Here is a 24,997-nt window from a genome sequence, read left to right on the forward strand (position 1 = left end):
CCGACACCAGGCCACACGCTCAGCGCCGACCTAGACATCGGCACATCGCTGCCTCAGCCACGAGCGATCCAGTTCCTGATTCTCTGGTCAAGGTGAGAACGCAAGCGCTGTGCGGCCGGCCCGTTGGGGACGAGTTCGTCGAAGCATTCGCTGGGGCGCGCAGCGAGGAGCGCAGCGACGCTTGATGAGCGGCGAGCAGGGAACGCAAGCGTGCATTTGGCCTGTCCCAATTCTGCGGACAGGCCAATAAAGGCGCGTCCGATTCCTATGCCGGGGGACGCGGCGTAATGTTTTGCCTCAATGGATGCGACCAGCTTGGGACGCCGCGGATGTACGAGGCCTTGGCGGCTGCGCTCAGCTTCCTCCTGGTCTATGACTGCGACGTCACACTCATGGGGCACCTTGGAGCCACCGACGACATAGACACCCAAATGAATCTCAAGGCGTCGCGGGGTGTCGGGAAAGTTCACCACGACGTGTGTGAAGTCGCCCAGCCACAGGTTGCCCGGTGATCGACGGAAGGTAAGCAGCGACGATTGGGTGCGCCCGTCGTTGGTGATGAGGCACGTGCCGCCAGCGGCTTCGGAGGCTTGGACCGCGATCGTCAGAAGGGCGGCCTCGTAGAGGTCAGACTCGGCGGCCGCACCGCGGTATACCGGCGCGAGTGCGCCGATTGCCCTCTCGACTGCATCGGTGAGCTCGCGTCGCGTCAGGGCCATCTGCCGACCTCTTCCTGAATTGGCTGCAAGAGGTTGCTGACTTGCCCCAACGCTTGCTCGGCCTTCGCTAGTTCGACGGCGAGGTCGAACTCTACGGCTTCTGTCTCGTCCGGCTCGGTGAACCGTATCTGCGTATGGGGCAATTCGTAGTCCGTCGCTAGTTCCAGCACTGCCCGCCGGGACTCTGTCATGGTTTGCGCCAGCGTCAGAAGCGTCTGGCAGAGCAGTGCTAGACGCTCGTCGCCGGTATAGGGGAGTACTGCCATTTCGTCTTTGCCGATGCGGCCAAGTTTGGCCTCCGTGAGCCGGAACTGCCGTTCCTGTCGTTCACCCTCGGGCAGCTTTGATCCCTGCACCAAACGGCCGCGGGCAACTTCCTCGCGGATCTGAGTCGCCACCGGGGCGGCGCGCTCCTCGACCTGCCTAATGAGCTCCTCGTAGATCTCAGCACTTTCCTGCATTTACCAGCCCCTACAGCTTGATTAGCCCGGCGGTTGCCACAAGCTTGCGTAGTCGAGCCTATCGATTAATCGTCCATGTCGCTGCCCGAGGGGTGTCCTGGGAGTCGCACGGGACGTCGGATGTCACGCAGCGCTTGGCATCGCTGCAGGTGGGGCCGGTATTTCATAACTGAACTCTTTGCCGCCGCGGTCGGCAACGCCTCGATGGCGGATGAGTGCTCGGGCTGCGACCAGCCGCTTGAGGCGGTTGTTGGCGTTGGGCGCTGATATCCCTAGCCGGTCTGCCAGGCGAGCCGCGGTGAACCTACCTAGATCGCCGGCGGCATGATAGGTCTCGTTCAGCACGGCTGGGGCGCCGACGAGGCTGACGCCCTCGGCGTTCGCCATGGCGGCGACCAGTTCGCGTCGCTGCAAGCAGACGGTCATGGATTCGAAGTTGTCGTCGTTGAGCCCGGTCAGTAGGACGACTGCGGGTGGTGCGTCGAGCGACGTGCTCAGCATCCCGTAGTACCGACCCAGGAATTCGTCGGCGAAGCTGATGCTCATCGCTACGACACCGGTGAAGTCGATGGCCACAGTGCCGTCGGCAGTGGCAGTAGGGAGGGTGTCTTCGAGTTCGTGCAGTGCAGTCTTTGCAAGCGCCCTGGTTGCGAGGAAGGTGCCGTGCCGGCGAACGGCGTAGATGGTCGGCAGCGCGGGATCCGGTTTCACCTGCGTCATTGAAACACGTTGCGGAACGTTACGGAACCCGAACGCGCAGCCACGCCCATGCGCCCCTGATCGGAGTGGCGACGTTGCGGCAGGTGATGATCCGCTTTTGACGCACGACGACGCTGGCGATCGCGCTGCCGCTACGAAGCACGAGTCTGCCGACGCCACCTCGCCTGGTGGCGTCGAGAAGGTCGCTCAAGCCGTAGCCCCGCATCTGCTGGGTCCCGGTCACGCCCGCGACCAACGCGCGACGGAGCGCGGTCTCGTCATCAGCAATGTTGGCGTTAGCGGTGTTCTGCCGAAGGTGCGGCAGCACGCCGATGCCGGTATCGCAGACGGCGAACTCCAGCCCTGGTCGCTTGCTGGTTAGGCCGCTGTACGCCTGCGCCGCGACAAAAGCGCCGCCGGATCCCGTCCGCCCGTGGGTGACGGCGTTGTCGATCAGTTCCGCGATGCCGTGGAACGCAGCCATGGCGGTTCGGTTGTTGAGCTGCGACTCGCCCATGCGTCCAAGGCTCTCGGCGATGCTGTCGGCGTTCGCGGGAGACAGCGGCGTCACCTCCAGCAGCTTTGTGGAGCAGTCGACGCGGCGCTGTGAGGTAAGAGTGCCGTCGATCGTCGCGATGGGCGCGAGCAGGTCGACCACGTTCATCCGCTGCAGGTATGACGCGACGTCCTCATCGTCAGGCATCCGGAGGACGACGTCACGACCATCGGTGGAGGCACTGGACGCGAGCGTGACTATCGCGGCGAGCTCCTGCGGGCCGGCGAATCGAAGGCGTCGGGCGTCGAGCACTAGTTGATCAATGTCGACCAAGCTTGCCGAGATCTCTGATCGCAGGAGGGGATGTCGGCCCGAGAGATCGATCAGCACGATGACAGCATCCCAGCCCACCGCTGAGCGGGCGATCAGGCTCGCCGTCCAGTCCCAGACCGCGTCGCGGGTGGCGCATCACCTCCTCATCTGTTTAAATGATCCCGATGAAACCGGCGGCCGTGTCCGCTACCACGTGAGGAGTGCCCGTATGACCACCGAACAGCTGGCCGTCCCGGCGCCTCGCGACAAGGACAAGGGCAAGGACTATGCGATTGTTGTGAACGCGCAGCCGTTCACCGTCCCCACCCGCGAGGTGACCTTCGCGCAGATCGTCAAGCTGGCGTTCGGCGTGGAGGGCAACGACCCGGACAAGACCTTCACCATCACGTACCGCAAGTCGGACAACGCCCGCCACGACGGCACCCTGGTCGAGGGCGGCACGGTCAAGGTCAAGAACGGTACCGTCTTCAATGTCACTTCGACGACTCGCTCGTAGCGCCGACCTGGTCCGCCTGCGTAACGAGGGGTACGAGGTGGCCGTCGACAACGGCCACCTCGTCATCTCCCACGTCCCGTACGTGACGCCGGACCGAACGGTCGCCTACGGCAAACTCATCTCCGTGCTCAACCTGGCCGGCGACGTGACGGTCAGACCCGAGGACCACGTCGTCTATTTCGACGGCGCGACGCCGTGTGACCAGCACGGGCAACCCCTGCGCAAGGTCATCAACAACAGTCAGATGTTCACCCTTGCACCCGGCATCACCGCGCAGCACCTATTCTCCAGCAAGCCCGCCGCCGGATACATCGACTACCACCACAAGATGACCAGCTATATCCGAATGCTCGCCGGGCACGCCCAGGCCGTCGAACCGCACGCCACGGCCACCACCTTTCCCGTCATCGACACCGCCGAAGACCAGTCGGTCTTCCACTACGAAGACACAGCCTCGAGCCGAGCCGGCATTAGCGCCATCTCCGCGACCCTGCAAGTCGGCAAGATTGCCATCGTTGGTCTGGGAGGCACCGGTGCCTACGTGCTTGACCTGCTAGCCAAGACTCCGGTCGGCGAGATCCACCTCTTCGACGGCGACGCTTTCCTGCAGCACAACGCCTTCCGCGCGCCGGGTGCGGCATCGATCGAGGAACTGCGCAGCAAGCCGAGCAAGGTCGCCTACCACCACGAACGGTACGCCCGGATGCGCGCCGGCATCGTGCCGCATGAATACCACGTCACTCTCGAAACGGTCGCGGAGTTGCAGGACATGGACTTCGTGTTCCTGACCATGGAGGGCGGAGCCACTAAGGGGCACATCCTCAACAAGCTCAAGGACTATGGGCTTCCTTTCATCGACGTTGGCCTAGGTGTCTATCAGGCCGCCGGCGGCACGCTGGGCGGCATCGTGCGAGTCACCACCAGCACCCCAAAAAATCCCGCCGACCAGCGACGCATCCCGTGCTCTGACGATGACGACAACGACTACAACCGCAACATCCAGATCGCCGACCTCAACATGCTCAACGCCGCGATGGCCGTCATCAAGTGGAAGAAGCTTGTGGGCTTCTATGCAGATCTGGAAGAGGAATTTTTCAGTACCTACACCATCGACGGCAACCACATCACCAACGAGGACAACCGGTGACGCGGCGTGACAGCGTACGGCACGAGTTCGTCGGCTACGTCCCGTCTGAACTAGCCGACGGAACGATATACATCAGCGTCGAGTACGCGACGGCGGTGCATGCCTGCTGCTGCGGGTGCGGCCACAAAGTCGTTACGCCTCTCCACCCGGCACAGTGGAAGTTGACGTTCGACGGCGAATCGGTCTCACTTGACCCATCAGTGGGCAACTGGAGCTTGCCGTGCTCATCCCACTACTGGATCAAGCGCAATCGCGTCCGCTGGGCCGACGCATGGAGTGAGGACAAGATTGCGGTTGGCCGGCGCAGGGACCGGCTCGCCCTACAAGGCGCTGTAAACGACATGCTTCCGCCGGTTATCGAGGACCGCGTAGAGTCGGTACGCCAGCCGCTTGGACGGCTGAAGCGCCTACTGCGTCGGATCCGCCGGGCGTAATGGCGAAGCCAGCTCCCAGGTTTAGTGACCTGCCAGGCAGGCTCGACGTTGGCGGGCAACGGGGTGCCGGATGGGGGCCTTGGCGGGGTCGCGCGGACGTCTCGGCAAGAGGTCAACGATGCCCCCGTTTACCTCTTGGAAACTCCTGTCAAGTGTTGACTGTCACGGTTAAGCACCGACAATTCGGCGATCGGATCTAAGCAGGTAAGCGACGGGTTAACGATCAACGACAAGCTCGTGACGTGACGTTCGGTGCGCGTAGGTCGACGCTTCGATTGGCTTTACGTGCCATTTCTTCGACCTGGTCGAGACGAAGGGCCTGAGAGAACACGCCCTTGATCTCCGGCACGGTAATCGCCCACCAGGCACCCGGGCGTGCGCATCTGACGGTGTACTTCATCGGCGAGCGCCCCCTTTTAGCTCAAGCCCAAGCCGCGCAGGATACCCAGCGTGCTGAGTTAGTTGATCTCCTTGTGTCGTGGTATGGCGACGTTCTGCGGGCCGTATCGATAGAAGAAGCGTGCGCGATGCTGCAGAAGACGTGGTTGCGTACGCTCGGCCGCCGCTGAGTCGGGAGCGGGCGCGCGGCCGGCTGATTCGTCTACGACATCAGCTCCAAAGCGCGTCAGACAGACACCTGCACCCGGGCCACGCGTCAGTCGACCGAAGGGAGCTTCGGGCCGAGGACGTCGTCAGCGTCCACGATGGTGTACGCGTACCCCTCCTCGGCGAGGAAGCGCTGTCGGTGTGCCGCGTACTCGGTGTCGATGGTGTCCCGGGAGACCACGGTGTAGAAGTGTGCCTGCCGTCCGTCGGCCTTCGGCCGCAGCACCCGCCTGAGCCGCTGCGCCTCCTCCTGCCGCGACCCGAACGTCCCCGACACCTGGATCGCCACCGCCGCCTCGGGCAGATCAACGCAGAAGTTCCCGACCTTCGAAATCACCAACGTCCGCAGCGAGCCCGAGCGGAACGCGTCGAAGAGTCGTTCCCGCTCCTTGTTCGTGGTCGAGCCCTGGATGATCGGCGCGTCGAGGTACTCGCCGAGCTGGTGCAGTTGGCCGATGTACGCGCCGATCACCAGCACCTGGTCGTCCGGGTGCCCTCGACCAGTGCCCTCACCACCGGCAGCTTCGTCCGCGCGGTGGCCGCAATCCCGTAGCGCTCCTCGACCTCCGCCGTCGCGTAGGACATCCGCTCGGCGTCGGTGAGCGTCACCCGGACCTCGATGCATTCGGCCGGGACGATCCAGCCCTGCGACTCGATGTCCTGCCACGGGGTCGTCAGCGGGCTGTCCTATGCTCGTCGGATGAGTACGGTGGCGAAGCAGACGCGGCAGCTCACGCTGGGCGAGATGCAGTCGCCGCTCGCGGCGATTCCGGAAAAATCGGTCGAGCATGGCGAGGTCTTCACCCGTCGATGGGTCGTCGATCTGATTCTGGACCTGGCCGGCTATACCCCTGACCGTGACCTCGCCGAGCTACTAGCGGTCGAGCCGGCCTGCGGCACCGGCGCCTTCCTGGCCTCGATGGCGGCCCGGCTCAGCGCCTCATGCCGCAAGCACGACCGCCCGCTCCTGGACGCCAAGCGTGCGGTGCGCGCCTTCGACCTGCTCACACCCAATGCGTTAGCCAGCAGGCGGTTGGCCCAGGACGTGTTCGTCGACGACGGCTGGCCACCTGCTGAAGCCCGCGAGGTGGCGACGTCGTGGGTGCGACAAGGTGACTACCTACTCGATGCCCACGTTGACGACGGCGTTGACCTTGTCGTTGGTAATCCTCCCTACGTGCGGTTGGAGGACGTACCAGCGGACCGGATGGCGGCGTACCGCGCGGCGTGTCCCACTATGACCGGCCGGTCCGACCTGTATGTCGGCTTCTTCGAGCGCGGGTTGCGTTCGCTGAGACAGGGCGGGGTGCTGGCGTTCATCTGCGCCGACCGGTGGATGCGTAACCAGTACGGCCGGCAGTTGCGGGAGCTCATCTCCGCCAGGTACAGCCTCGACGTGACGGTCACGATGCACGACGTCGACGCGTTCGAGGAGCAGGTTTCCGCCTACCCCGCGATCACGGTGATTCGCCGCGCTCCCCAGAGCGCTGCGGTAGTGGCAGACACCCGGAGGGCCTTCGGCTCCCAGGACGCTCCGGAACTACTGGAGTGGATCGCCAACCCGGAGTCGGTGCCGTGGGCCGATGACCGGTACGAGATCGCACGACTCCCGCACTGGTTCAGCGGGGGACACTCCTGGCCGACGGGCTCGCCCTCGCGGCTCGCCCTGATCGAGGACCTGAACGAATGCTTTCCCCCGTTGGAAGACGCGGAGACCGGCACTCGGGTCGGTATTGGCGTCGCCACCGGCGCCGACAGCGTCTTCATCACCACCGGCGCAGATGTCGAGCCGAGACGGCTGCTGCCGCTGTCGATGGTGCGGGACACGACCTCGGGCACCCTGGAATGGTCCGGTCATTACCTGGTCAACCCCTGGGGCGCGGACGGGCAACTCGTTGACCTGGATGCCCTTCCGCGTCTGCGGGCCTACTACGAACGGCACGCTGCGGCCCTCAAGCGCCGACACGTCGCCGGCAAGCGACCCGCTCACTGGTATCGAACCATCGACAAGGTTGACCATTCCCTGGTCGCGCGACCGAAGCTGTTGTTCCCCGACATGAAGAGCGAGATCCATCCCGTCCTGGACGAGGGGAACTTCTACCCGCATCACAACCTGTACTACATCGTTTCCGACGCCTGGGACCTGCGTGTCCTAGGTGGACTGCTGCTGTCCCGTGTCGCGCAGGCGTTCGTCGAGGCATACGCCGTTAGGATGCGGGGCGGCACCCTTCGATTCCAAGCCCAGTACCTACGTCGAATCCGCGTTCCCCGGCCCGAGACGATCTCACCCGCGGCTCAAGCCGCGCTCGCCGCCGCGTTCGACCAGCGGGACACCCGGGCGGCAACGGAGGTTGCGCTGCGGGTGTACGGGATCGAGGAGTCGGGAGACCTGATCGATGGACGAGCGGGCGTTCGAGGAGGCAGTTCGTAGCTCCTGGATGGTTCGAGAGTCGCAAGCCGCTAAGAAGTTGCTGTCGGGCCGGGCAGACACCGGAGGGCGCGGCGCGGTGACCGGCGGGGCGCATCTCGACGCCCTGACCGAACTGCTGGCGAACGTCTTTCGAGATGCCGGTTTTCCGGCCGACGCCGTGCGTTGCAGGTCCGGAGTCGAGCTGCCTGGCTACTTCCGACCGACAAAGAAGTGGGACCTCGTCGTCCTTCATGAGGATGAACTGGTCGCGGCCATCGAACTCAAGTCACACGTCGGCCCGTCCTTTGGCAACAACTTCAACAACCGCACCGAGGAGGCGATCGGTAGCGCAGTCGACCTGTGGCACGCATACGAGCACGGGCTGCTCGGCCAGCTGCGGCCATGGCTCGGTTACGTTCTGTTGGTCGAAGAGGCGGCGACGTCCACCCGGAAGGGAATGCCACGAAGCGGCACCTTGCCAATCGATCCTGCCTTCGCCGACACCTCCTACCTGGATCGCTACTGGGTTTTTTGCCAGCGCCTCATGACCGCAGGATTGTATGACGCCACCTGCCTTGTCACCTCTTCCCGGGAAGCGGATGCACCTATCCGCCAGCCCGATCCAGAGATTGGCTTCGCTGCCTTCGTCGGCGATATCATGGCTCGAATCGAGCAGGTTGGCGTCCTACGTCCTGGTAGGCGCAATTAACCAGACGTCTCCTCAATCCACGCTCGGCAGCGCGCGTCGCCTCTTCCGGTCGGGCTGTACGTCAACATCGAAGCTGTTCGGGTCGACGTCGCGGATGAGGGCGATGGCCTCACGTGCCATCCGTTCGACCTAGTCGAGACGACGAGCCTGGGAAAACACGCCCTTGATCTCCGGCACGCTGATCGCCCACCAAGCGCCCGAGCGTACGCATCTGGCGGTGTACTTCATCAGTCGACCGTAGGGAGCTTCGGGCCGAGGACGTCGTCGGCGTCGACGATGGTGTACGCGTAGCCCTGCTCGGCGAGGAAGCGCTGCCGGTGCGCCGCGTACTCCGTGTCGATCGTGTCCCGGGACACCACCGTGTAGAAGTGCGCCTGCCGCCCGTCGGCCTTTGGCCGCAACACCCGACCCAGCCGCTGCGCCTCCTCCTGGCGTGACCCGAACGTCCCGGACACCTGGATCGCCACCGCGGCCTCGGGCAGGTCGATGGAGAAGTTCCCGACCTTCGAGATGACCAAGGTGCGCAGCGAGCCGGAGCGGAACGCGTCGAACAGCCGCTCCCGTTCCTTGTTGGTGGTCGAGCCCTGGATGATCGGCGCGTCCAGGTATTCGCCAAGCTGGTGCAGCTGGTCGATGTACGCGCCGATCACCAGCACCTGGTCGTCGGGGTGCCGGTCGACCAGCGCCTTGACCACCGGCAGCTTGGTGCGGGCGGTCGCCGCCATCCGGTAGCGCTCCTCGGCCTCCGCTGTCGCGTACGACATCCGCTCCGCGTCGGTCAGGGTCACCCGGACCTCGGTGCACTCGGCCGGGGCGATCCAGCCCTGCGACTCGATGTCCTTCCACGGCGCGTCGTACCGCTTCGGGCCGATCAGGCTGAACACGTCACCCTCGCGGCCGTCCTCGCGTACCAGAGTCGCGGTGAGGCCCAGCCGACGGCGGGCCTGGAGGTCCGCGGTGAACCGGAAGATCGGCGCGGGCAGCAGGTGCACCTCGTCGTAGACGACCAGGCCCCAGTCGCGGGCCCCGAACAGGTCCAGGTGGGTGAACGCGCCGCCGCGCCGCGAGGTGAGCACCTGGTACGTGGCGATGGTGACCGGGCGGATCTCCTTGCGCTCGCCCGAGTACTCGCCGATCTCCTCCTCGGTCAGCGACGTGCGGGCGATCAGCTCCCGCTTCCACTGCCGGCCGGCGACCGTGTTGGTGACCAGGATCAGCGTGGTTGCCTTCGCCTCGGCCATCGCCGCCGCGCCGACCAGGGTCTTTCCGGCGCCGCAGGGCAGCACCACCACGCCCGACCCGCCGGCCCAGAACGCCTCGACGGCCTCCCGCTGGTACGACCGCAGCGTCCACGGCTTGCGCCCGTTCTTGCCGGCCTCGGCCAGCTCGATCGGGTGCGCCTCACCGTCGACGTAGCCGGCCAGGTCCTCCGCCGGCCAGCCCAGCTTGAGCAGCGCCTGCTTGAGCCGGCCACGCTCGGACGGGTGCACCCGGATGGTGTCGTCGTCGATCTTGTCGCCGAGCATCCCGGCGAGCTTCTTGCTCTTGGCCACCTCGATCAGCACCAACCGGTCCAGTGCGCGCAGCACCAGCCCGTACGCCGGGTCGTTGGCGAGCTGAAGCCGGCCGTACCGGTCCATCGTCTCGGCCACGTCCACCAGCAGCGCGTGCGGCACCGGATAGCGGGAGTACTTGATCAGCGAGTCGACGACACCCTCGGCGTCGTGCCCCGCGGCGCGGGCGTTCCACAGACCCAGCGGGGTCAGACGGTAGGTGTGCACGTGCTCCGGCGAGCGTTCCAGCTCCGCGAACGGCGCGATCGCCATTCGACAGGCCTGCGCGTCGGGGTGGTCGATCTCCAGCAGCAGGGTCTTGTCCGACTGCACGATCAGTGGTCCACCACTCACGCCAGCGTCCTCTCCTCGGTTGGCCGTCCGGCCGGAACGGGTCGCGTACCCGCCGCTGGCCGACCATCCAGTGTTGCACGGTGCGGGACGGCGGAAGAAAGTTGCTCACCGGCCGCAACCGTGACGGCACCCACGAACGTCTAGTAAAGGGACGACTGTCTGGGGAGGGCCCGTGAAGCACGTTCGGATCACTTCCCGGCTGGTCGCCCTTGTGGTGGTCGTGCTGGTCGGCGCGGGTGCGTGTGCGTTCGATCCGCAGTCCGGCGGGAGTGGTGGCGGGGGAGCCGCCCCAGCCGGTGCGGCGGAACAGGCAACGGGGGTGAGCGACACGCCCGGGCCGGACCAGCACGGCCGGCCCGCGCCGGCCGCGCCCACAGCGACCCGGAAACCCACGCCGAAGCCGACCCGCACGACGACGACCAAACCGACCCCCAGCACCGGTACGCCGGCCGTCGCCGGCTGCCCCCAGGGCCAGCACCAGCGTGCGGTGGAGGCCTACCTGGCCCGGTTGGGCGGGTTCGGGGCGGTGACCGTGGACGGGCGGCAGTCCGCCGCCGACTGCGCCGCGATCAAGAAGTTCCAGAAGAGGTACGGCATTCGCCCCGTCGAGGGTCGCGCCGGACCGACCACCTTCGACGTGGCCCAGCGCCTCGCCACCACCGACCCGGCCCGCTGCAAGGCCGGCACGGGCACCACGTTCTGCGTTGACCTGACCCGGCAGACCGTCTGGGCACTCCGCGGCGGCAAGGTGATCATGGCGCCGACGGTGACCCGCACCGGCATGTCCGGCTACCGCACCCCGGCCGGCACGTACGCCGTCAACTACCGCAACCCCAAGGAGTGGTCCGACCCGTACGAGGTGTGGCTGCCGTACTGGCAGCACTTCACCCAGGGGATGGGCTTCCACGAGACCACCACCTACCTGCACGACAAGTCGATCGGCTCGCACGGCTGCGTCAACCTCCTGCACGCCGACGCCGTCCGAATGTGGGAGCTGGGCACTGTCGGCACCCGGGTGGTGCTGATCGGTCGCCGCCCCGGCACCTGAGCGACACGGAGCGAATCGGGGGGATAACCCCCTGTCCGACCGGACTTTCGAGTGTCACCCTGGGAGTCCAGGGTCCGGACCGGGCGGGGAGGCTGGGTATGACGGTCGACCGTGACGTGATCGCGAAGCACGAGCAAGCGCCACCCGACGAGGTGTCCCGAGCGACCGTGATCGCGTACGCCGTCGCGGCGACGCTCCTCCTGGGGTGGTTCCTCTTCGGCTGGCTGGTGCTCCAGCAGGGCTTCGTCGACTCGGTCGGGGAGTCCGCCGGCGCCGGGTTCGCGCTGCTGCTGATCATCTCGGTGGTCGGCACCGTACGCCGCAGCCGCCGCTGACCGACAGCGCCCGCGCGGTGGCGCCGTCGGTCAGTCCGCCACCACCGCCGCGGTGATCCGGTGCAGCGCGAACGTGTGCAGCATCTCCGTCCGTTCGTCCTCGGCCCGCAGGTAGCCGGCACCGATCGAAACCGGCTTGAGCAGGCGCGACGCCGTCGCCCCGTGCGCGTCGACGTAACCGACCCAGACCAGCGCCTTGTCCCGGACCGCCTGCTGAAGCACCGCCAGGGCCTCGCTGTGGGTGTGCGCTGGCACCGGGCCGCCGCCCAGCCCTGCCGCGCCGCCGCGCACCACCGCCGGTGCCCGTCGGGCCGCCCGCGCCGCCGCGTCACCCCGCCGGATGTGCTCCACCACACCGAGCAGCCGGGGCATGGGCAGCTTCGGGGCGGCCAGCGGGTCGATCGTCCGGGTGGTCACCGACACCCGGGCCGGGGCACGCCGAATTCGCGGCCGGGCCAGCACCGTGCTGCCGGTGCCGTCCTCCTGCACCGGGGCGTACCCGGCGTCGCGAAGCGCGCCCAGCAGCCGACCAACCTGGTACTGCGTACAGAGCACCGTCGGGGCGAGCCGCCGCAGCGCCAATGACTCCAGCCGCCGGTCGGCGAGCACCTCGCTGATCAGCGTCTCGTCGTCGCTGCGCAGGTACGCCCCGGCCAGGCCGACCCGCAGCCCGCCGTGCTTACGGGCCACGTCGTCGATCAGGTAGGTGAGCCCCTGCGGCACCGGGGTCCGCGACCGGCGCCGGAACACGTCGTGCAGGTCGTCCGCGGTGTAGCCGGAATCCAGGGCTCGCCGCACGCTCGCCGTGGTGACCCGGTGCACGCTGGCCCCACCGGCCGACTCGAGTTCGGTCATCGCCTCCAGCTCGACGGCGAGCGCCGGCTCGGGTGGGCCGGGCACCACCACGGTCAGGTCTGCCTGCACCAGGAAATGGTCGACCGGGGCGGGCAGCAGCGCGTCCAGCGCCCGCGCGGCACTGGACGGGTCGCCGCTCTCGACGTCCGCGTGCACGCCCAGCGGGTCGTCGCCCCGCTCGTCGGTCGACGTCAGGTCGCCCAGCAGCAGCCGACCGTACGAGGTGAGCGCCCCCAGCCCCGTCACGCCCAGCTGTGCGGCCTCGGCCAGCACCTCCCGGTGGGCGGCGTCCCGGCCTCGGCTGCGGCGCGGGGCCCGCCAGTCCAGCAGGTCCTGCACCTCCTCCGGGGTGGGCGCGGTGGCCGGCTCCAGGTCGGCGAGGACGCCGAGCACCGCCCGCCGGGTGGCCGGCACGCTGGCCCGCTCGGCCTCGGCGGAGAGCGCGGTGATCGGCCGGTCCCGGTCGTCCCGGCGGCCGACCAGCCCCACCTGCCGGGTCATGGTCAACCAGGCTCGGGCGAGCTGCTCCCACCGTTGGGCCAGCGAGGCGGCCCGCCACACCTCGTACCCGCCGGTCGGCAGCACCTGCTGATCCGCCCCGTACCGGCCGGTGGCCGAGCCGGGCATCTCCAGCTCACCGAGGAGCCCCGCCGCGTACGCGACCTCCAGCAGCAGCGCTGTGGTCGGTTCGTCCAGCCCGCCGGTACGCGCCAACCGGCGTAGGTCCCGCACACCGATGCCCCCCGAACGCAGCACCGGCGCGGGCTCGTCGGCGAGCTGCTCCAGCAGCCCTTCGGTGTTCCGGACCACCTCCATGGTCTGTCCGGCTCCGGCCGAGTCGACCGCCTTCGGCTCGCGCGGCGCGGCGGCCACCGGCGGTGGGCTGGTGCGCAGCGGCCCGAGCGGGCCGCTGTCGCGGCGCAGCAGCAGGCCGACCTCGCGGGGCAGCTCCACCGTTCCGCTGGCCGTGGACGAGCCGGTCGTCACCGGAACCAGCAGCCGGTTGTCGACGAGCCACCGCACCGGGGAGCCGGTCGGCGCGCCACCGTTTGTCGGGTCGGAGAGGACCGGGTCCTCCGCGCCGAGCGGCGGCGCCTGCAACGCTCCCGGCGGCACGCTGCCCACCGGCGGGCCGGCCGCCAACCGGTCCAGGATCGCCCGCGCCGAGGGCGGGGCGGCGAGCACCGTCCGTCGCAGCTTCGCCGGGTCCGCGCAGAGCGCGGCCGTGCGCGGGTCCAGCTCCGCGGCCGGCCGGCCGAGCCCGGCGGGGTACGGGGCGACTTCGTCGACGGCGGGCGCCACCTGGAGCGCGTGCTCCGGGCCGTACAGCAGGAAGAGCGCACGCAGCCGGTCCACGGCGGCCCGGACGGCCGTCGGAGCCGGCGGTTGCGGCCCGGCCGTCGCCATCGCGAGCACGGTGTCGGTGGCCGTGGTCGCGTCGTCCGGATTCCGGGTGAGGCGGGCGGCGTCGAGGATCTGGAGGGTGAACTGGTCCAGCCCGTCCAGCGCACGGGCCACGGAGACCCGGGACTGGGCCCGGATGGCCAGGGCGGAGACGTCGGCCGGCACGGGCACGACGAGGTCGGGCCGCAGCTGGAGGAGCGCGGCCAGTGACTCGTCGGGCAGCGACCGCAGGTGGTCGGCGAGTGAGGTGGTCATCGTCTTTCCACGCTAGCCCGGCACCGGGCTTCCGCGCCCCTCGGACGTCCGGCCGACTGGGAGTAGCCGGTACGTTTCTCGACATGCCCGCACTGACCGTCGGATTCGACCTCGACATGACCCTGGTGGACTCCCGCCCCGGCATCGCCGCGACGTACCGGGCGCTGACCGCGAGGACAGGTGTGCCGATCGACGCCGAGCTGGCGGTGTCCCGGCTCGGGCCGCCGCTGCGTACCGAGATCGCGCACTGGTTCCCGCCAGAGCAGGTCGAGTCGGCGGTACGGGTGTACCGCGAGCTGTACCCGGCGTACGCGATCACTCCGACGCTGCCGCTGCCCGGCGCGCGGGAGGCCATCGACGAGATCCACGCGCGCGGCGGCCGGGTGCTTGTCGTCACGTCCAAGATCGGCCGGCTGGCCCGGTTGCACCTGGACCACCTCGGCCTCGTGGTCGACGAGTTGGCCGGCGACCTGTTCGCCGAGCAGAAGGCGACCGCGCTGCGGGAGCACGGTGCGACCCACTACGTCGGTGATCATGTGGCGGACATGGTGGCGGCGGCAGCGGCCGGGGTGCCCGGCATCGCTGTGGCGACCGGCCCGTGTTCCTCCGATGAGCTGCTTGCGGCCGGGGCGGAAGTGGTGCTGGACGAGCTCACCGAATTCCCAGCGGCGCTCGACGGGATGATCCAGCTAGCCTTGGAGCAGTAGCGGCTCAAGTGAAGCAGGGGTTTTCAGGTGCCTACGGGTCGAGTGAAGTGGTACGACACGGCCAAGGGATACGGCTTCGTCACGAGTGACGAGGGCGGCGACGTGTTCCTGCCCAAGGGGGCGCTGCCGGCGGGTGTCACCGACCTCAAGGGTGGCCAGCGGGTCGACTTCAGTGTGGTGGACAGCCGCCGGGGCGCGCAGGCCATGGGCGTCAAGCTGCTGGACGCGCCGCCGTCGATGGCGGAGCTGCGCCGTCGACCGGCCGAGGAGCTGCACGGCCTGGTCGAGGACATGATCAAGGTGCTGGAGGCGAAGGTCCAGCCGGACCTGCGTCGGGGTCGGTACCCGGACAAGAAGACCGCGCAGAAGATCGCTCAGCTGGTCCACGCGGTGGCCCGCGAGCTGGAGGTCTGAGGCACCAGGCCAGCGGTGGCGGCCCGGTCGAGCAGTGCCGCCACCGCGGCGAAACCGGCCTCGCCCAGGTCCGCGGTGAACTCGTTGACGTAGAGGCCGATGTGCCGGTCCACCACGTCGAGCTCCATCTCCTGGGCGTGCGCCAGCACGTACTCCCGGCTGGCCGCCGGGTCGGCCCAGGCCTGCCGGACCGACTCGCGGACCCAGCCGGCCGCGGCCTCCGGGTCCACCGCGCCCCGCTTGGCCAGGATCGCGCCGAGCGGGATGGGCAGGCCGGTGTCGGTCTCCCACCACTCGCCGAGGTCGACCAGGGCGCTCAGGCCGTGTCGGTGGTAGGTGAACCGGGCCTCGTGGATGACCAGCCCAGCGTCGTAGCGCCCGGCCGCCACGCCCGGCATGATCTCGTGGAACGGGACCACCTCGATCCGGGCCGGCGGCCGCCCGGCCGACCAGAGCCGGAACAGCAGGTACGCGGTGGTCCGGTCGCCCGGCACCGCCACCGTCGCGCCGGTCAGGTCGGTGCGGTCGCCCCTGGTGAGCACCAGCGGGCCGCAGCCGCGACCGAGCGCGCCGCCGCAGGGCAGCAGATCGTAGTCGTCGAGCAGCCAGGGTAGCGCCGCGAAGCTCACCTTCACCAGGTCGAACGCGCCCCGCTCGGCCGCCGTGTTGGTGACGTCCACGTCGGCGTACGTCACCTCGACCGGCGGCGCGCCGGGCACCCGCCCGTGCACGAGCGCGTGGAAGACGAACGTGTCGTTGGGGCAGGGCGAGATCGCCAGAGAGAGCGCCACACCCTCACGTTAGCCCCGCCCGCGACCCGTCCAGTAGCCGCGGTCCCGCGCCTGTGACCTGCCAGGCACGCGGTACCCGTATGGCCGTCGAACGCCGGTCTCAGGGGTAGGACTAGTCACTGCCGCGTCCTGTAGAGCTGCCCCCCTGGTGGGGCGGCGTGTGTCAGTGCGGCGACGCCAAGCCGGCGTCCATCGTTCCGCCCCACGCACCGGGCAGCTCTACAGGACCGAACGAAGAGGTATGCACAACGGCGGCACCCCTATCCACAGATTTATCCACAGGCGGCTGGCGTCCTGTTGACGACGAATGGTGGACGGAAAACCATGGACGGGTGGTTGCTGACAAGGGTGCGATCGACGTGGGGGAGATCCTGCGGGATCTTCGTCGACGTGCCGATCTGAGTCAGCGGGAGTTGGCCGAGCAGTCCGGGGTCCCGAAGAGCACGGTGGCGCGGATCGAGTCGGGGCAGGGTGGCGGGCCGGCGTTTCAGACGGTGGAGCGGCTGATCCGCGCGGCCGGCGGTGAAATCGTCCTCAGCCTGCCCGGCGCTCCTCTCGGCAACGAGCCACGACCCGACAGCGAGCCACGACCCGACAACGAGCTACGACCCGACAACGAGGTACGGGATGAGGCCGGTCGTCGATACCCGGCCCACCTTGACGTCCGTCGAGTTCTGACCCTCAACGACTGGCCGGGCGCCTGGTGGGTGCACTCCTACACCTTGCCGCAGCGGTTGTGGCCGGTACGCGTCCCGGAGCTGACCTACGACCTGGATCGAGCGCGACGCGACGAGCGGCGCTTGCGGGACCTCTCCCGTGCCCGGGTGCGGTTTCGGCGGGCTGTCGAAGGGCTGCCGGCCACCTCGTGGCGTTTCGTCGCCGAGGTGCCCGGTGCCGGGCCGGTCGGTGAGCTGAGGGCCCATGAGCGGAGCTTTGACCTCCTCGTCGGTGAGGATTGGGGCGATCGGCGTGAGCTGGTGTTGGAGGGCGTTCTCGTTGTTCCCGGCCTGCGGACCTTAGGCATCGGGCGTCAGCTGATCGGGTTGCTGGCCAAGGAGATGGCGGTGGCCGGCATTCGGACCACCCACGCGATAGCCGAAGCGGGAAACGTCGAGTTCCTGCTCGCCTGTGGGTTCGAGCTACAGGCGGGCCGGCCGTCTGCGCTCGCGCTCGAGGTCCGTCCGCCGCAGCCGTAGTCAGCGCAGTGCCGGGGCTGCCACGGTCAGCGCGGCGAGGGCTTCGCGCAGCCGCCAGGCGTCCCGGTCGCGGGGGCCGATCGGGTTGGAGATGGTGCGCAGTTCGGCGAAGGGCACCCCGGCCTGCGCCGCGGCGACCGCCACGCCGTACCCCTCCATGGCTTCGGCGACCGCTTCCGGATGCCGCCGACGCAGCTCGTCGGTGCTGGCGGTGGTGCCGGTGACGGTGCTGACCGTGAGCACCGGGCCGGCCGTGGCCGTCGGGAGGGCGGCCCGCAGTGTCGCCAGCAGGCCCGGGTCCGTCGGCACCCGGCTGCCGGCACCGAGCAGCGCGGGCGGCATGCCCAGCTCGTCGACGGGGATGAAACCGTCCGGCGACTCAGCGCCGAGGTCGGCGGCGATGCTGGCGGTGCCCAGGACGGTGTCGCCGACCTCGGCCCGCCCGGTGAAGCCGCCGGCCACACCGGCGCTGATCACCGCACGGTACGGGCGGCCAGCGGCCTCGGCCAGCGCCAGCAGCCGGGCGGTGGCGGCACCGGCGACGGCCGGACCCACGCCGACCGGGGTGACGGTCACGGTGTGGTCGGTCAGCCCGGCGCGGACCGCGTCCGCCTCGGCGGGAACCGCCGTCACCACCAGCAGACCGGTCACGAGAGTGAGCCGGGGGATTCGCGGCGGGTCTCGTCGTCGGCCCCGCCGCCGGGGCCGCCAACCGACGACGACGGGCGGTAGATGTGGTAGCCCGGCGGGGCCAGGCTCGGGTCGTCGTACTGCGGTGAGCTGGTCTGGGCCGGTGCCGGTGAGGTGGGTGTGGGGTCGCCGGGCTCGTCCGCCGGCTCGTCCTCGGTCAGCTCGTCGTCGCCGAGCGGTCGGCCGGCCAGCTTCTCGCCGCGCAGCCGGGCGGCGGCCAGCACACCCCGGATCGCGGCCAGTACGCCGACCCCGGCGGCGACGGCGATGCCCACCCGACCGTCGAACGGCACCAGCCCGAGCCCGCCGCCGGCGACGAAGGCGAGCATCAGCACCGTCTCGGAGTGGGCGAAGGAACTGGCCCGCAACCGTTCCGGGATGCGCTCCTGGATCGAGGCGTCCACCGCCAGCTTCGCTATTCCGCTGACCAGCGCGGCGACCAGGCAGAGCAGGGCGACCATCAGCAGCGAGAACTGGATCACGGCGAGCACCGCCACCCCGGCCACGATGATCATGCTGCTGGACTGGATGGCGGTCGGCCGGTGGATGCGCAGTCGGGTGCCGATGGCGGTGGCCAGGAAGGTGCCGACCGCGAGCGCGCCGCCGACCACGCCCAACGCCCACTCGACGCCCAGATCCCGGCCGAACACCACTGTGGTCAGGTCGCCCTTCTTGATCGCGAAGGCGAGGAAGAGCAGCAGGAAGCCGTAGAGCGCGCGTAGCGTCGCGGCGCCGATCAGGGTGGCGATCACCAGCCGGCCGGCCGGTCGGCCCCGGCCCAGCGGACGGTCACCCCGGCGGCGGCCCAGCGCGCGCAGGGGCCGGGGGACCCGCTCCGGTGGCTCCGAGTCGGCCTTCGGTGGCAGCCGCAGGGAGATCACCATGCCGACCAGGAAGATCACCGACGCGACCCGTAGCGGCCACTGCGGCCCGAACCAGAACGCGGCCAACCCGATCGGTGCCACCAGCGCACCCGCGACCGTGCCGTAGACGCTGGCCCGGGCACCCACCTGGGACAAGCCGAGGCCCTCCGGCAACAACCGGGGCACCGCCGCGGAGCGGGCCACGCCGTACGCCCGGGAGAGCGCGAGCACCCCGAACGCGGCCGGATAGAGCCCGAAGCCGTGGATGTAATCGGAGATCAACCAGGCCAGGAAGGCGCGGCCGAGCATCGTCGCGGCCAGGGCGTACCGCCGGCCGTGCCGGAAGTGGTCCAGAAGCGGGCCCACCACCGGGGCGAGCATCGCGAACGGCACCATGGTCACCAGCAGGTAGAGCGCGACCTTGCTGCGGGCCTCGCCGAGCGGCACGTTGAAGAAGATCGTGCCGGCCAGGCCGATGGCGATCAGAGTGTCACCGGCACAGGAGAGCGCGTGCAGGTCGAACAGGCGAACCATGCCGACCTCGCCGCCGGCACCCCGGGCGCGGGCCCGGCCGGCCCGGCGGGTCACCCAGCGGCCGCTGCCCAGCGAACCGCGCAGCAGCAGCCGGACGGCGCGAATGCCGGTGCCGACGGTCCGACCGAGGACGGAACGCCCGGAGCGGGAGTACGACGGCATGTGCACCATCCTCGCCCATCTGATCCGGGTACGCCGCACCACCGCTGGGAAAGGTTCCCCGGGAGTCCCTGTCACCCCTGCGAGGCGCATGGGGAACAATGGTGAGGTGACCAGGCCCGCCTCCACCCGTGCCGCCCGTCTCGACCAGGTCTGCGCCGCCGCCGTCGAGGTGGCCCGCGCCGGCATCACCGAGGTGGACGCCGACGATGTCGGCGACCACCTGCAGGTCGTGGCCGAGGGTGATCGGCTGGTCACCCACTACTTCGAATGCCGCCTCGCCGGCTACCGCGGCTGGCGCTGGGCGGTCACCGTCACCCGGGTGCCGCGCAGCAAGACGGTGACCATCTGCGAGACGGTCCTGCTGCCCGGGCCGGACGCGCTGCTCGCGCCCGGCTGGCTGCCCTGGCAGGAGCGGCTCAAGCCGGGTGATCTGGGTCCCGGTGACCTGCTGCCGACCTCGCCCGACGACGATCGACTGGTCCCCGGTTACCTGCTCTCCGACGACCCGGCGGTCGAGGAGACGGCGTGGGAGTTGGGCCTCGGGCGGGCCCGGGTGCTCTCCCGGGAGGGCCGCATCGACGCGGCGCAGCGCTGGTACGAGGGTGACCACGGCCCCGCCGCGGCCATCTCGACCGCCGCTCCGGCCGCCGCCCGCTGCGGCACCTGCGGCTTCTACCTGCCGCTGGCCGGTGCGATGCGGCAGGCATTCGGGGCGTGCGGCAACTTTTACGCCCCCGACGACGGCCGGGTGGTGAGCGCCGATCACGGTTGCGGCGCGCACTCCGAGACGTTGATCGAGGCGGCCGAGACCGCTGTCGAGGAGCTACCCACGGTGTACGACGACAGCGCGGTGGAGGCCATGTCGGTGAGCCGTCCCCCGGGCTCGGTGGAGGCGGCTGAGCCGGCGGAGCCGTACGGGCACTCCTGATCGTCCGCGCCGGAGTGCTCCGGCGCGGTGGTCAGCTCACCTCGCTCGGCGGCGGCGTCGGTTGGCGTCGTGGCGCATCATCACGGCGAGGCCGGGAAAGCCCCACAGGAAACCAGCGAGGCAGGTCCAGAGCCAGTTCTGGTGATCGTGGTCGGTCAACCAACCCCGAAAGAAGATCAGCAGGACCAACCCGGCCACCGCCCACGCGATCAACCCGGCGAGGGCGAACGGCACCATCGGCGGGTCCAGTGGTGCGGGCCGCGGTGGCTGCTCGGTCGGCATTCGGCAAGCGTACGGGATCTGCTTCCGCTGCCCACCGACGATCTGGGACGATGCGCGCGACAACCGGAAGATCACCTGCGAGGACCTGATGGCCGTAGCGCCGCCCGAGAACGGCACCCCTCCCAACCCTGCTCATCCGCGTAACGGTTTCGACCGGTTCTTCGAGATTTCGGCCCGCGGCTCGACGTTGAGCCGTGAGGTACGCGGTGGCCTGGCGACTTTCTTCACGATGGCGTACATCGTGGTGCTCAACCCGCTGATCCTGGGCGGCGCCGTCGACGGTGACGGCAAGACCCTCCCGATTCCCGCGCTGGCTGCGGCGACCGCGCTGGTCGCCGGCCTGATGACCATCCTGATGGGTGTGGTCGGCCGGTTCCCGCTGGCGCTCGCCGCCGGTCTGGGCGTCAACGCGCTGGTGGCGTACGAGATCGCCCCCGAGATGACCTGGGCCGACGCGATGGGCCTGGTGGTGATCGAGGGTGTGATCATCGCGGTGCTGGTGCTGACCGGTCTGCGGACCGCGGTGTTCCGCTCGGTGCCGACCCAGATGAAGACCGCGATCGGGGTCGGCATCGGCCTCTTCCTGACCATCATCGGCCTGGTGGACGCCGGCTTCGTCCGGCGCATTCCGGACGCGGCCAACACCACAGTGCCGGTCGGCCTGGGTATCGGCGGCAAGCTGGTGAGCTGGCCGTTGCTGGTCTTCGTGGTGGGCCTGCTGCTCACGTTGGTGCTCGTGGTGCGCCGGGTGAAGGGCGCGATCCTGATCGGGATCCTGACCTCCACCGTGCTGGCGGTCATCGTCGAGGCGGTCGCCAACATCGGCCCGTCGTTCGTCAACGGTCAGCCCAACCCGAAGGGCTGGGCACTGAACGTGCCGGAGCTGCCCAAGACGGTGGTGGACGTGCCGGACCTGTCGCTGCTGGGCAAGTTCAACGTGCTCGACTCGTGGGGACGGGCCGGCTGGGTGGTCGTGCTGATGTTCGTCTTCACCCTGTTGATCACGGACTTCTTCGACACCATGGGCACGATGGTGGCGGTCGGTCAGGAGGGTGGCCTGCTCGACGAGCGGGGCACCCCGCCGAAGGCCAAGGAGATCCTGCTCGTCGACTCGATCGCGGCGGCGGCCGGTGGTGCGGCCAGCACGTCGAGCAACACGTCGTACATCGAGAGTGCCGCAGGTGTCGGGGAGGGCGCCCGGACCGGCGTGGCCAGCCTGGTCACCGGCGTTCTCTTCCTGCTGGCGATGTTCCTGGCGCCGCTGGTGGTGATCGTGCCGTTCGAGGCGGCGTCGACGGCGCTGGTGGTGGTCGGCTTCCTGATGATGACCGCGGTACGGACGATCGACTGGTCCGACTACGAGATCGCCATTCCGGCGTTCCTCACCATCGTGCTGATGCCGTTCACCTACTCGATCTCCAACGGGATCGGCGCCGGTCTGATCACCTTCGTGGTGGTCAAGCTGGCGAAGGGCAAGGCCCGGGAGGTCCACCCGTTGCTGTACGGGGTGGCCGCGCTCTTCGTGCTGTACTTCCTGCGCGGGCCCATCGAGTCGCTGGTGCTCTAGGAGCGTCGTCCGGGCGGGGAGTCGAGGGTGATTCCCCGCCCGGAACAGCACAAACATCCCCGTGAGCCTGGTCATAACGGATGTCGTTAGCCATGCTCATTAGTTAAGCTAACTAACGTGACGGAGCGGACGGTGACGGCGGAACGCGTGCCACCGGCGCAGCTGGCTCCCCAGCTGCGAGATGCGATCACCCGACTCAACCGGCGGGTCCGACAGGCCCGGCCGGTCGGCGACCTCACGGTCACCCAGGTCTCCGCGCTCACCAGCCTGCGGCTGGCGGGCACGATGACACCCCGGGAACTGGCCGAGATCGAACGGGTGCAGCCGCCGACGATGACCAAGATCGTCGCGAAGTTGGAGGACCGTGGCCTCGTGCGGCGGACCCCCCACCCGACCGACGGCCGGCAGGTCATCCTCGCGGCGACCGAAGGAGGGCAGGCCGTGCTCGACCAGTTCGAGCGGGCCCGCGACGAATGGCTGGCCCACCGGCTGGCCGCGCTCGACGAGGACGAACGGGAGACCCTGCACAGGGCCGCCGAGATTCTCCAGCAGCTCGCTCGCGCCTGAGCCGCACCCGCGCCACCGGGTCCGTGCCGTCACGTGTCGATGACGCGTACGTCCGGAGGAGGCGCACCAAGAGTGCAGGCGAAGCTGAGCACGATGTTCCAGTCCCTACAGGTCCGCAACTACCGACTTTTCGCATCCGGGCAGCTGATCAAGCTGATCGGCGTCTGGATGATGTTCATCGCCCAGGACTGGCTCGTCCTCGAGCTCTCCAACAACTCGGCCACCGCGCTCGGCGTGGTCACCGCCTGTCAGTTCACCCCGGTGCTCCTGCTCACCCTGCTCTCCGGCCGCCTCGCCGACCGGTACGACAAGCGGGTGCTGCTCTTCGTCGCCAACGCCTTCTGGAGCCTGCTGGCGCTCGGGATGTCCCTGCTGGTCATCACCGACCTGGTGCAGCTCTGGCACGTCTTCGCCTTCGCCGCGCTGCTCGGTACGGCCAACGCGGTGGAGACCCCGGTCCGGCAGGCATTCGTCTCCGAACTCGTCGGCACGCCCCTGCTGCCCAACGCGCTGTCGCTGAACGCCGCCGTGTTCAACTCCGCCCGGATCGTCGGCCCGGCCGTGGCCGGCCTGGCCATCGCCGCGTTCAACGTGGGCCCGGTCTTCCTCTTCACCGCCCTCAGTTCGATCGCGCCCCTGGTCAACGTGGTCCGGATGCGGACGGCCGAGCTGCATCGCGACGCCCTGCTGCCGCGCGACGAGCGGGCGTCCGCCCGGGTCGTCGACGGTCTGCGGTACGTGTGGCGTCGGCCCGATCTGCTGTTGCCGATGGCGATCATGTCGGTGATCGGCATGTCGTTGTTCAACTTCCAGCTCACCCTGGCCGCGTTGGCGAAGACGGTCTTCCACACCGGTGCCGCCTCGTTCGGCCTGTTCAGCACGGCGCTGGCCGTCGGCGCGCTCGGCGGTGCGCTCAGTGGCACCGGTCGGCGTAGCCGTCCGTCCGTGTGGCTGGTGCTCGGCGCGGCGATCGCCTGCGCCAGCTTCGGCACCCTGGTCGGCCTCTCCTCGGCGTACTGGCTGGTGGTGGCGCTGCTGGTGCCGACCGGCTTCTGCATGGTGTTCTTCGCTCAGGCCGCCAACCAGCGGATCCAGATGGGCGTGGACGCGGCCTTCCGGGGACGGGTGATGGCCCTGTGGGTGCTGGTGTTCCTGGGCACCAACCCGGTCGGCGCGCCGCTGATCGGCTGGGTCGCGGAGCACTACGGTGCCGGTGCCAGCATCTGGATGGGCGGGCTCATCTCGCTGGCCGCCGCGCTGATCGCGCTCACCTGGCAGCTGCGCCACTCCGGTGCCCGGCTGCGCTTCCGGGTGCTGCCGATGCCCCGTTTCTACGTCACCTCGACCGACTGCTGAGGTTTAAGGGGCGCCCCGGCCGCGTCCGGTTGGGCCGATCGCGCGGATGCGGCCAAATCGCTGGCGGGGTGGCACGGTGGGGCTTAGCGTCGATACGTGGGAGTCGGACGCGCGCTGATGCTGGCCCTGGCGTTCCTCGCCGTGGCCACTCTGCCGGCGGCGTTCGCCCTGCTCTTCTGCTACGACGAGATCCTCGACCGGGTGGTCTGCGGCTGGTCCGAGTGGCGCGACCGTCGACGGGAGAAGCGCACCATCGCCCGTCTCGACCGGGCCATCGAGGCCGACGCGCTGACCCGGGACATCGACCTCACTGAGTTCGACCGCGCTGACCGCCGCCCGCTCGAGCAACTCGCTGCCGACCTGCGCCGCCTCGGCGGTCAGCGGATCGGCGGCACCGGTCGGTCGATGGTCTGGCACAGCGCGCTGCTCCAGGCGTACGACGACCGGCTTCGTCTCGCCTGCCGCGCCCTCGGCGTCCCCGAGCACCTCGCCGAACTGGAGGGCGTCGATCAGGAGATCGAGCGGGTCCGGGTGGAGGGCGTGCTGCACGCTGCCGGGCTGGCCCTTCCGGCGGCCCGCGCCGGGCACCGGCAGCGGCACCGCTGACCGGGATACCAAGGGCCATC

The 24,997-nt window shown here is 69.2% G+C and carries 26 protein-coding genes and 1 pseudogene; 16 read left to right on the forward strand and 11 right to left on the reverse strand.

Translation table 11 applies throughout. The features are described from left to right. Nucleotides 1-53: 53 nt before the first annotated feature. From ABZU52_RS14465 to ABZU52_RS14480, 4 genes are all read right to left on the reverse strand, one after another. Entirely contained in the window at nucleotides 54-719 is a 666-nt protein-coding gene (locus tag ABZU52_RS14465) for a hypothetical protein (protein WP_354971510.1), read from the reverse strand. Beyond that, on the reverse strand, nucleotides 710-1,180 hold the full coding sequence (locus ABZU52_RS14470; RefSeq protein WP_354971511.1) for a hypothetical protein: 471 nt from the start codon (nucleotides 1,178-1,180) through the stop codon (nucleotides 710-712). The genes ABZU52_RS14465 and ABZU52_RS14470 overlap by 10 nt, the downstream gene beginning before the upstream one ends. 123 nt (nucleotides 1,181-1,303) lie before the next feature. Next, nucleotides 1,304-1,900 (reverse strand): helix-turn-helix domain-containing protein, encoded by a 597-nt coding sequence (locus ABZU52_RS14475; RefSeq protein WP_354971512.1) that lies wholly within the window; start codon nucleotides 1,898-1,900, stop codon nucleotides 1,304-1,306. Between the two features lie 19 nt (nucleotides 1,901-1,919). Beyond that, complete coding sequence (locus tag ABZU52_RS14480) at nucleotides 1,920-2,765, reverse strand: hypothetical protein (RefSeq protein WP_354971513.1); 846 nt, start codon at nucleotides 2,763-2,765, stop codon at nucleotides 1,920-1,922. Between the two features lie 151 nt (nucleotides 2,766-2,916). Between ABZU52_RS14480 and ABZU52_RS14485 the strand changes: the two genes are divergently transcribed. The 4 genes from ABZU52_RS14485 to ABZU52_RS14500 all read left to right on the forward strand — a co-directional run bounded on the left by ABZU52_RS14485 (nucleotide 2,917) and on the right by ABZU52_RS14500 (nucleotide 5,354). Next, the gene (locus ABZU52_RS14485) at nucleotides 2,917-3,204 is read left to right on the forward strand and encodes a multiubiquitin domain-containing protein (protein ID WP_354971514.1); all 288 of its coding nucleotides are present in this window, start codon (nucleotides 2,917-2,919) and stop codon (nucleotides 3,202-3,204) included. After that, on the forward strand, nucleotides 3,179-4,351 hold the full coding sequence (locus ABZU52_RS14490; RefSeq protein ID WP_354971515.1) for a ThiF family adenylyltransferase: 1,173 nt from the start codon (nucleotides 3,179-3,181) through the stop codon (nucleotides 4,349-4,351). The genes ABZU52_RS14485 and ABZU52_RS14490 overlap by 26 nt, the downstream gene beginning before the upstream one ends. A 95-nt stretch (nucleotides 4,352-4,446) precedes the next feature. Next, nucleotides 4,447-4,785, forward strand: a complete 339-nt coding sequence (locus ABZU52_RS14495; RefSeq protein ID WP_354971547.1) for a DUF6527 family protein — start codon at nucleotides 4,447-4,449, stop codon at nucleotides 4,783-4,785. A gap of 335 nt (nucleotides 4,786-5,120) precedes the next feature. Continuing rightward, the gene (locus tag ABZU52_RS14500) at nucleotides 5,121-5,354 is read left to right on the forward strand and encodes a hypothetical protein (protein ID WP_354971516.1); all 234 of its coding nucleotides are present in this window, start codon (nucleotides 5,121-5,123) and stop codon (nucleotides 5,352-5,354) included. Between the two features lie 86 nt (nucleotides 5,355-5,440). On the opposite strand, the pseudogene ABZU52_RS14505 reads toward ABZU52_RS14500, so the two are convergent. Next, nucleotides 5,441-6,060: pseudogene (locus ABZU52_RS14505) on the reverse strand (helicase-related protein); the annotation flags it as partial. Nucleotides 6,061-6,091: 31 nt separating this feature from the next. On the opposite strand from ABZU52_RS14505, the gene ABZU52_RS14510 reads away from it, so the two are divergent. Continuing rightward, nucleotides 6,092-7,822: an Eco57I restriction-modification methylase domain-containing protein gene (locus tag ABZU52_RS14510; protein WP_354971517.1), complete on the forward strand. Its 1,731-nt coding sequence runs from the start codon at nucleotides 6,092-6,094 to the stop codon at nucleotides 7,820-7,822. Then, nucleotides 7,788-8,510, forward strand: coding sequence for a PaeR7I family type II restriction endonuclease (locus tag ABZU52_RS14515; RefSeq protein ID WP_354971518.1), 723 nt, complete (start codon nucleotides 7,788-7,790; stop codon nucleotides 8,508-8,510). The genes ABZU52_RS14510 and ABZU52_RS14515 overlap by 35 nt, the downstream gene beginning before the upstream one ends. Nucleotides 8,511-8,737: 227 nt before the next feature. Here ABZU52_RS14515 and ABZU52_RS14520 read toward each other — a convergent pair whose 3' ends face one another. Next, on the reverse strand, nucleotides 8,738-10,417 hold the full coding sequence (locus tag ABZU52_RS14520) for a DNA repair helicase XPB (protein WP_354971519.1): 1,680 nt from the start codon (nucleotides 10,415-10,417) through the stop codon (nucleotides 8,738-8,740). A 172-nt stretch (nucleotides 10,418-10,589) separates the two neighbouring features. Between ABZU52_RS14520 and ABZU52_RS14525 the strand changes: the two genes are divergently transcribed. Both ABZU52_RS14525 and ABZU52_RS14530 read left to right on the forward strand, forming a co-directional pair. After that, nucleotides 10,590-11,465, forward strand: a complete 876-nt coding sequence (locus ABZU52_RS14525; protein WP_354971520.1) for a L,D-transpeptidase family protein — start codon at nucleotides 10,590-10,592, stop codon at nucleotides 11,463-11,465. A 98-nt stretch (nucleotides 11,466-11,563) separates the two neighbouring features. Next, on the forward strand, nucleotides 11,564-11,800 hold the full coding sequence (locus ABZU52_RS14530; protein WP_354971521.1) for a hypothetical protein: 237 nt from the start codon (nucleotides 11,564-11,566) through the stop codon (nucleotides 11,798-11,800). A 30-nt stretch (nucleotides 11,801-11,830) separates the two neighbouring features. On the opposite strand, the gene ABZU52_RS14535 is transcribed toward ABZU52_RS14530, so the two are convergent. Further along, nucleotides 11,831-14,314 (reverse strand): helicase-associated domain-containing protein, encoded by a 2,484-nt coding sequence (locus tag ABZU52_RS14535; protein ID WP_354971522.1) that lies wholly within the window; start codon nucleotides 14,312-14,314, stop codon nucleotides 11,831-11,833. 83 nt (nucleotides 14,315-14,397) lie between these two features. Here ABZU52_RS14535 and ABZU52_RS14540 point away from each other — a divergent pair, with 83 nt between their 5' ends. Both ABZU52_RS14540 and ABZU52_RS14545 read left to right on the forward strand, forming a co-directional pair. Further along, nucleotides 14,398-15,021: an HAD family hydrolase gene (locus tag ABZU52_RS14540; protein ID WP_354971523.1), complete on the forward strand. Its 624-nt coding sequence runs from the start codon at nucleotides 14,398-14,400 to the stop codon at nucleotides 15,019-15,021. 27 nt (nucleotides 15,022-15,048) lie between these two features. Beyond that, nucleotides 15,049-15,435: a cold shock domain-containing protein gene (locus ABZU52_RS14545; RefSeq protein ID WP_088986676.1), complete on the forward strand. Its 387-nt coding sequence runs from the start codon at nucleotides 15,049-15,051 to the stop codon at nucleotides 15,433-15,435. Here ABZU52_RS14545 and ABZU52_RS14550 read toward each other — a convergent pair. After that, nucleotides 15,396-16,226, reverse strand: a complete 831-nt coding sequence (locus tag ABZU52_RS14550) for a 1,4-dihydroxy-6-naphthoate synthase (RefSeq protein ID WP_354971524.1) — start codon at nucleotides 16,224-16,226, stop codon at nucleotides 15,396-15,398. The genes ABZU52_RS14545 and ABZU52_RS14550 overlap by 40 nt on opposite strands. A gap of 332 nt (nucleotides 16,227-16,558) precedes the next feature. Between ABZU52_RS14550 and ABZU52_RS14555 the strand changes: the two genes are divergently transcribed. Next, nucleotides 16,559-17,422 carry a helix-turn-helix domain-containing protein gene (locus ABZU52_RS14555; protein WP_354971525.1) on the forward strand — a complete coding sequence of 288 codons (864 nt, stop codon included), beginning with the start codon at nucleotides 16,559-16,561 and terminating at the stop codon, nucleotides 17,420-17,422. On the opposite strand, the gene ABZU52_RS14560 is transcribed toward ABZU52_RS14555, so the two are convergent. After that, a complete protein-coding gene (locus ABZU52_RS14560; RefSeq protein WP_354971526.1) occupies nucleotides 17,423-18,073 on the reverse strand; it encodes a futalosine hydrolase in 651 nt (216 codons plus the stop codon). Further along, the gene (locus tag ABZU52_RS14565; RefSeq protein WP_354971527.1) at nucleotides 18,070-19,671 is read right to left on the reverse strand and encodes an MFS transporter; all 1,602 of its coding nucleotides are present in this window, start codon (nucleotides 19,669-19,671) and stop codon (nucleotides 18,070-18,072) included. The genes ABZU52_RS14560 and ABZU52_RS14565 overlap by 4 nt, the downstream gene beginning before the upstream one ends. Between ABZU52_RS14565 and ABZU52_RS14570 the strand changes: the two genes are divergently transcribed. Continuing rightward, nucleotides 19,670-20,599 (forward strand): DUF3027 domain-containing protein, encoded by a 930-nt coding sequence (locus tag ABZU52_RS14570; protein WP_354971528.1) that lies wholly within the window; start codon nucleotides 19,670-19,672, stop codon nucleotides 20,597-20,599. The genes ABZU52_RS14565 and ABZU52_RS14570 overlap by 2 nt on opposite strands. Before the next feature lie 36 nt (nucleotides 20,600-20,635). On the opposite strand, the gene ABZU52_RS14575 is transcribed toward ABZU52_RS14570, so the two are convergent. Further along, entirely contained in the window at nucleotides 20,636-20,881 is a 246-nt protein-coding gene (locus ABZU52_RS14575; RefSeq protein WP_354971529.1) for a DUF2530 domain-containing protein, read from the reverse strand. A gap of 88 nt (nucleotides 20,882-20,969) precedes the next feature. Here ABZU52_RS14575 and ABZU52_RS14580 point away from each other — a divergent pair, with 88 nt between their 5' ends. From ABZU52_RS14580 to ABZU52_RS14595, 4 genes are all read left to right on the forward strand, one after another. After that, nucleotides 20,970-22,448, forward strand: a complete 1,479-nt coding sequence (locus tag ABZU52_RS14580) for an NCS2 family permease (protein ID WP_354971530.1) — start codon at nucleotides 20,970-20,972, stop codon at nucleotides 22,446-22,448. A 117-nt stretch (nucleotides 22,449-22,565) separates the two neighbouring features. Further along, nucleotides 22,566-23,015 carry a MarR family transcriptional regulator gene (locus tag ABZU52_RS14585; RefSeq protein WP_354971531.1) on the forward strand — a complete coding sequence of 150 codons (450 nt, stop codon included), beginning with the start codon at nucleotides 22,566-22,568 and terminating at the stop codon, nucleotides 23,013-23,015. Between the two features lie 72 nt (nucleotides 23,016-23,087). Next, nucleotides 23,088-24,371: an MFS transporter gene (locus ABZU52_RS14590; RefSeq protein ID WP_354971532.1), complete on the forward strand. Its 1,284-nt coding sequence runs from the start codon at nucleotides 23,088-23,090 to the stop codon at nucleotides 24,369-24,371. Between the two features lie 96 nt (nucleotides 24,372-24,467). After that, nucleotides 24,468-24,977 carry a hypothetical protein gene (locus tag ABZU52_RS14595; RefSeq protein ID WP_354971533.1) on the forward strand — a complete coding sequence of 170 codons (510 nt, stop codon included), beginning with the start codon at nucleotides 24,468-24,470 and terminating at the stop codon, nucleotides 24,975-24,977. Nucleotides 24,978-24,997 lie beyond the last annotated feature (20 nt).

The organism is Micromonospora sp. NPDC005220 (assembly GCF_040607895.1).
Lineage (GTDB): Bacteria > Actinomycetota > Actinomycetes > Mycobacteriales > Micromonosporaceae > Micromonospora.